The following is a 5,923-nucleotide window of genomic DNA, read 5'->3' on the forward strand; positions in this document are numbered from 1 at the left end:
AAAGAAGCCGGGACATATGTCTGCAAGCAATGTGGAGCGGAGCTGTACAGGTCCGTGGACAAGTTCGATTCGGGCTGTGGATGGCCGAGCTTTGATGATGAGGTTGCTGGTGCTGTTAAGAGAACTGTTGACGCTGATGGCGTTCGTACTGAAATCACCTGCGCAAGTTGCGGTGGTCATCTCGGGCATGTATTCGAAGGTGAAGGTTTTACCGCGAAAAACGTCAGGCATTGCGTTAATTCGATCTCTCTGGATTTCATCCCGGCATCGAAAACCACAAAGATTTCTGATGTCACCCTGGATACTGCATATTTCGCCGGCGGATGTTTCTGGGGAGTGGAGTATTACCTGGAGAAAGCCGAGGGGGTGAGCGATGTCCGTTCCGGCTATATGGGTGGAAGCAGGGAAGATCCCTCATATGAGGATGTCAGCTACAAAAACACGGGACACGCCGAGACTGTCGAAGTTGTGTTTGATCCGACCAGGACCGATTTCGAGACTCTGGCCAGGTTGTTTTTCGAGATCCATGACCCCACTCAGGTAGATAGACAGGGACCCGATATAGGCGATCAGTATCGTTCGGAGATATTTTACACGGACGATTCGCAGAAGCTGACAGCCGAGAAATTGATCCAGATACTCGAAGATAAGGGTTATAAAATCGCGACTAAACTGACAATGGCAGATACTTTCTGGCCCGCCGAGGATTATCATCAGGACTACTATGACAAAAGCGGAAAGAAGCCGTACTGCCATGGATATGAAAAGCGATTCTAATCAGTTCATGAGCGAGTTGAATCTGCGAAACCGGTGAGGCTGTTCCCGCATGAAAGAACCGACCTCTTGAGAGTTTTGTATAATATGGTTTGTTATCGTGAAAAACTCAGTGAGGTCGTTACAAGTAACTTAAGCTCACAGGGATTTTTGCGGAAAATTAAGATTCTTTAAGCATGCCCGGGAAATGGGAATATTATCCAGGGTTTGCCGTTATTTTGTGTTTCCAGAATTTGCTTCTATATCTGGTAACAAGGCTGTGAATATCCAGGAGAGGCGGGACCTGATCAATAACAAGCTCTGCCGGCTAAATGACCCTCTTGGAATTCCACTGAAAAATGAAAAAATATTTTTACTCGCGGAAATGTTTCTTCTTGGACAAATACGCCTGACATGGTTTCTTAAATTATACCACGGGATCATAGTGTCGCATGAAGGCGGTCGCAACGTATTACTCAAAAACAGAATGAATCGTGTGACGAGAAATGATAAAAAACGTAAGATTAATCTTATCGCTATGTAAAGCAGATTTTCAGCCATCACACTTTTGTTCAAATTAACTGGATAGTACCTGCGAAGTTCAGCAATGGATGATAACACGATTTGATCATTCTCAACCTCATTTAATCTCAACAAAAGGAGTTAAAATGAATCATGAAGCAATGCATCCGGAGACCCTTGTAATGAAGTTCATCCTCGCTAAATGGATCAGCAAACCGATCCATGTTGTCGCGACTCTTAAAATTCCGGATATTCTGGCTGAGGGCGACAAAAGCATCGCTGACCTTTCCGAAATTACGAACACCCATAAAGACTCACTATACCGCATCATGAGGGCGCTTTCATCAGTCGGTATTTTTACTGAGACAGAAAACCGTACCTTCGCGAACACACCGCTGAGTGAATGTCTCACGGCCGATCGTTTAAGATCTACCGCCCTGATGTTTCATTCCTGGTGGCATGATAAAATGTGGGATAATCTCCTGCACACGGTCAGGACAGGGGCACCGTCGTTCGAGCATATATTCGGTATGCCGGCCTTCGACTGGTTTGAGAAAAATCCGGGTGAAGCTGAGTTGTTTCATGATGCCAACAACTACAAAGCCGCCAGCTCGCACCGGGTTATTGCAGATGAGTATGACTTTGGAGGAGCTAACACGGTTATCGATATTGGCGGGGGATTTGGGGGTCTGATAATAGAGATCCTGAAAGCCAATCCGGCTATTCATGGAATTGTGGCCGACCTGCCCGGTGTGGTCTCACAAGTTGGCGAAACCATAAAAAAGCACAATCTCGAAGACCGGATGTCAGCGGTAGAGTGTGACTTCTTCGAAAAGGTACCAGCAGGAAAAGATATTTATCTCCTTTCTCATGTCCTTCATGACTGGCCTGATGACAGGTGTGCGACGATCCTGGGAAATTGCCGGCAGGCCATGAATTCCGAAAGCCGCCTCATAATAGCGGAAATGATAGTCCCCCCGGACAACTCGTTCTCTATATCCAAACTGCTGGACATCGAAGTGCTCCTGATGGGCGCTGGAAAGGAGAGAAGCGAGGAGGAATTCGGGTATCTGATAGACAGTGCGGGGCTGACGCTCGCGCGAGTTATCAATACCAAAGAAAACATTTCAATGATTGAATGTCTCCGCGCATAATTAAGTCCGGTACCAAAAACGATTATACTCGAAGCTTACTTCTCACCCTTTAGAAGTCTCATCGAATTCAAAATCACGAGAAGTGATGTACCCATATCAGCCACAACAGCCATCCACATATTGGCCAAACCAAGCCCTGCCAGGATCATGAACACGAACTTGGTCGCCAGAGCGAAGATGATATTGAACTTGATTATCGCGATTGAATGTCGTGCCAGCCTGCCCAGTTTCGGCAAAAGCGAAAGCCTGTCACCGATTACAGCAACATCAGCCGCCTCGATAGCCACATCGGAACCACCCGTGCCCATGGCAATACCGACATCGGCAGTCGCCAAAGCAGGCGCGTCATTGATACCATCACCGACCATCGCAGAAACACCGTACATGGAAGAATACTCCGATACTATCCGGTTCTTGTCGGCCGGTAACAGCTCGCTGTGGATATCATCGATTCCGAGCTCTCGGCCGACTGCACGGGCGGTATCCCGGTTGTCACCGGTCAGCATCACCAGGCGCAGGTTACCTGCCCCGCGGAGCTCATCCATAGCAGATACGGTATCGGATTTCACACGGTCGGCCAGTCCCAGCGCACCTATCAGACGGTTGCCTTTTGACAACAGCACCAGTGAACGTCCCTGCTTCTCAAGTTCGATGACTTTCCGATGCAGTTTCTGGTCGCAAATCTCGTGATCGTGGAAGAAACGATGGCTCCCCAGTCGATATATCTCGCCTCCGATTTCAGCCCGTGCGCCCTCGCCCGGAAAGGCGGTGAAGTTCGAGGTCGGAAGTATCTCTGCCTTTTCAGTCCGGGCATGGTTGAGAATCGCCGAGGCGATTGGGTGTTCAGAATTTTTTTCGATCGAGGCCGCCAGGCTGAGAACCATATCGCGGTTGAAGTTTTCGAGCGCGACTATATCTGTCACCGCGAACTTCCCCTCGGTCAGGGTGCCGGTTTTGTCGAACAACACAGCTTTTAAATCGGCCAGTTTCTCAAGGAAAACTCCACCCTTGACCAAAACGCCGTCACGAGCCCCGCGAGTGAGAGCGCACAGAACCGCCACCGGGGTGGAGATCACCAGCGCGCAGGGACAGGATATTACCAGAAACACCAGCGCCCGATAGAACCAGGTCGCGAACTCTTCCCCGAAAAACAGGGGCGGAAGTAAAGCCACAAGAAACGCTATCGCGACAACGATCGGCGTATATATTCGCGCGAAACGATCAACCAAATTGGCCAGCCGTGCCTTGCGCGCGCTCGCCTCACGAACCATACGGATGATCCGGGCTAAAGTCGAATTTTCATATTTCTTGTCTACCCGGCAACGCAAAAACCCATCGCTGTTAATCGCGCCGCTCAGCAGTTCGTCACCCTCGCTCATACTGACCGGCTGAGCCTCGCCGGTTAGAGAAGACTGGTCGATGAAGGCTTTGCCCTCGATGATTTCACAGTCGACCGGCGCCGTCATACCCGGTTTGAGATGGATGATGTCCCCGACTCTGAGCTGATCGAGAGTGACTTTTTCGACTTTTCCGGAAGATTCTCGTTCCACTTTTTTAGGCAGTTTATCTGTCAGACTCTCGAAAGCCGACTGGGCTCGTCCGACCGAACGAGCCTCCAGATAATTGGCGACAGAAAACAGCACTATCACCGCCGCCGCCTCAGACCATTCGCCCAGCACAATCGCCCCCGAAGCCGCGATGCTCATCAGCAGATTCATATCGGCAGACAGATTCTTCAAAGAATAAAACGCCGAACGGAAAATGAATACTCCGCCTGTAACTATCGCCATCAATGACGACGCAAACTGTAAGTATTGAGAAAAAGCGAGCATGCGAAACGCAAAGTGAAGAAGCAGAAACAGAACCGAAACAGCCAGAAGTTTTTCCTTAAGGCTTAATCCGGACTCGCTTGAATCTGCTTGTGACAGGTCATCATCCACCGGAACAGCTCTGTAACCCAGCCCGCCGATAATATCGATCAACTTCTCGCGGTCGGTCCCGGGATCCTCAGTTACAATCTCCGCCCGGGAAGAAGTGAAATCCAAACGGCAGTTCTCAACATCGTCCAGGCTGTTAATACTTCTTTCCAGTTTGGCGGCACAGTCCGGACAATCCAAATCCAGTATCTTTAAATTTACTGTATCTCTCATCATGTTTCTTCTTCGACATGTTCACACCCGATCGCGATCAGCCGGCGCACATGATCATCATCCAGGCTGTAAAAGATATTGCGTCCCTGGCGGCGATTCCTGACCAATCTCAAACCGCGCAGTATCCGCAGGCTGTGGCTGACAGCAGATTCGCTCAACCCGAGCTGACCGGCAATTTTACAAACCGGCAGTTCACTATCCTGCAGTAACATACAGATTCGGAGCTTGGAAGTATCCCCCAACACACGAAAAGTCTCCGCCAGCCGAATCGCTACCTTTGAATTACCCCTGTCTGATCGTAAATCGGTTTTCATTTCATTCTCGTTAATAGACATATATCTATTATACATGAATATATGATCAAATGTTCATATTTTATAGAAAAATTAATCTTGATCGAAAGCATCCTGAATGTTATACTTCTGTTAACAACCGTGGAAGCCCCCCGTTTGAGTTTTTGAAAAGGTAATATTTGCAAACCAGCCCTCTATAAATATATCAAGGAGGTTGCCGTGCAAAAAGGCGAACGCATAGAGACGGCTACCCTCAGGCTCCTCGATGATCTGGCAAATCGTTTTGCCGGCGAGTCGGCCTCGTATCGATCATATTCGCGCTATGACAAATCACGACCGGAGTACCGTCATTACCTGGTACCCTCGACATTTATTGGCCGGATCAACGGTTACGATACGACCATCCAGGTTCACCGGCGCCGTCTAAAACCGGGACAATGTTCGCTTCTGGTCAAGGTCCATGTCCCCTCGAACATCGATATCTCGATTAAGCACGAGCATATCGATGAAAAAGTACGCAGATTTTTCGGTCTCTCCAACGAGTTCCAGACCGGCGACAAATACTTTGACGACAGCTATCTTTTGAGAATCGGTTCACGAGTTGACCAGATGCTTCTTAAAGATCCGGACTTCCGTGAAACCGTATGCAAACTCGAGCCCTTCCGTTTTCTGAACATCAACTGCAATGAAATCTCAATTTGCCGCAACATGACTTCCGTTGCAGACCTCGAATTCATCCAGATCGAACCGATCCTGACCAGCCTGGGAGATATCGCGCGCAGGATATGCAAGTCCTGACGAGTTAACGCTTACGACATTTTATTGACAAATCACACGCAATAGGCTAACATCAGACTAATATCCGCAGTCAATTTATTTGAGGAGGCATGGATGCGCATTTTAAGCAGATTCATAGTATCAATTGTTTCACTTCTGATTCTGATGTCCGCTGGCTTATCCGCGGAAATCGGTGATATCATCAACAGTAATCCGACACCCGGGCAGTTCCCGACCGGATTGACCTCGGATGGGAAATATTTATATACTGTCG

General features: G+C 48.7%; 5 protein-coding genes. 3 read left to right on the forward strand and 2 right to left on the reverse strand.

The annotated features are described in order from the left end of the window. A partial coding sequence (locus GF404_09300; protein MBD3382379.1) for a bifunctional methionine sulfoxide reductase B/A protein occupies nucleotides 1–777 on the forward strand: 777 nt, incomplete at its 5' end. Between the two features lie 587 nt (nucleotides 778–1,364). After that, entirely contained in the window at nucleotides 1,365–2,429 is a 1,065-nt protein-coding gene (locus tag GF404_09305) for a methyltransferase (protein MBD3382380.1), read from the forward strand. Nucleotides 2,430–2,464: 35 nt separating this feature from the next. Here the strand turns inward: GF404_09305 and GF404_09310 are convergent, their stop codons facing one another. Both GF404_09310 and GF404_09315 read right to left on the reverse strand, forming a co-directional pair. Next, nucleotides 2,465–4,582, reverse strand: coding sequence for a heavy metal translocating P-type ATPase (locus GF404_09310; protein MBD3382381.1), 2,118 nt, complete (start codon nucleotides 4,580–4,582; stop codon nucleotides 2,465–2,467). Next, nucleotides 4,579–4,929: a metalloregulator ArsR/SmtB family transcription factor gene (locus GF404_09315; protein ID MBD3382382.1), complete on the reverse strand. Its 351-nt coding sequence runs from the start codon at nucleotides 4,927–4,929 to the stop codon at nucleotides 4,579–4,581. Before GF404_09315 ends, GF404_09310 begins: the two co-directional genes overlap by 4 nt. Before the next feature lie 162 nt (nucleotides 4,930–5,091). Between GF404_09315 and GF404_09320 the strand changes: the two genes are divergently transcribed. Further along, nucleotides 5,092–5,670: a hypothetical protein gene (locus GF404_09320; GenBank protein MBD3382383.1), complete on the forward strand. Its 579-nt coding sequence runs from the start codon at nucleotides 5,092–5,094 to the stop codon at nucleotides 5,668–5,670. The last annotated feature ends 253 nt before the right edge of the window (nucleotides 5,671–5,923 follow it).

It is taken from the genome of Candidatus Zixiibacteriota bacterium (assembly GCA_014728145.1).
Classification (GTDB): domain Bacteria; phylum Zixibacteria; class MSB-5A5; order JAABVY01; family JAABVY01; genus WJMC01.